The 1,057-nt window shown below is 74.4% G+C and carries 1 protein-coding gene; it reads left to right on the top strand.

The window, feature by feature from the left end:
- The first annotated feature begins 97 nt into the window (after positions 1-97).
- The gene (locus GV126_RS32150; RefSeq protein ID WP_159674449.1) at positions 98-1,003 is read left to right on the top strand and encodes a pseudouridine-5'-phosphate glycosidase; all 906 of its coding nucleotides are present in this window, start codon (positions 98-100) and stop codon (positions 1,001-1,003) included.
- Positions 1,004-1,057 lie beyond the last annotated feature (54 nt).

A 1,057-nucleotide genomic window follows, 5' to 3' on the forward strand; every position in this document is an offset into this window, starting at 1 on the left:
GGCGTCGTGCCCCGGGGCGCCGGTCCGTCGGGGTTTGGCCCGGGGTGCGGCCCGCCAGAGATGAGGAGGGGAGGCGCGACAGACGGGAGGCAGGCACGTGCTGGTGGTGTCCGAAGAGGTACGGGAGGCGCTGGCCGCGCGCCGTCCCGTGGTGGCCCTCGAGTCCACGATCATCGCGCACGGGCTGCCGCGCCCGCGCAATCTCCAGGTGGCACGGGAGCTGGAGGAGGCGGTACGCCAAGAGGGCGCTGTACCGGCGACGATCGCGGTCCTGGACGGCCGGCCGCACATCGGCCTGGGCAAGGAGCAACTGGAGCGGGTCGCGAGCGAGGACGGCATCCGCAAACTGGGCCACCGGGACCTGCCACCGGCCGTGGCCGGCGGGGCGAGCGGGGCGACGACGGTGTCGGCCACGGCGCTGCTGGCCTCCCTGGCGGGCGTCCGGGTCTTCGCGACGGGCGGTCTGGGCGGGGTGCACCGCCAGTGGACGGTCACCCAGGACGAGTCCGCCGACCTGGGCCTGCTGGCCCGCACCCGGATCACGGTGGTGTGCGCCGGAGTGAAGTCGATCCTGGACGTACCGGCCACCCTTCAGCGCCTGGAGACACTGGGGGTGACGGTGGCCGGTTACGGCACGGACCGCTTCCCGGGCTTCTACCTGTCCGACTCGGGCCATCCGGTGGACTGGACGCTGACCACCCCCGAGGAGGTGGCTGAGGTCATGCGGGCGCAGAACACGCTCCGGATGCCCGAGTCGGCGCTGATCGTCGCCAACCCGGTGCCGGAGGAGGAGCAGCTGGATCCCGAGCTGCACGCGCGCGTGCTCGCCGACGCGCTGCACGCGTGCGAGGCGGAGGGCGTCACGGGGCAGGCGGTCACGCCGTTCCTGCTCGACTACCTCGTGCGGCACACGGACGGCGCCTCGCTGCGCGCCAACCTGGCGGCCGTACGCGGCAACGTACGGCTCGCGGCGCGCATCGCGACCGCTTGGACGCGGATGTGACGGCGGGTCGGGCCGCGGGGGCCGAGCCCGCCGCCGTGCCCGCCGATGCGATGG

The organism is Streptomyces mexicanus (genome assembly GCF_902506575.1).
In the GTDB taxonomy this organism is placed as follows: Bacteria; Actinomycetota; Actinomycetes; order Streptomycetales; family Streptomycetaceae; genus Streptomyces; species Streptomyces mexicanus.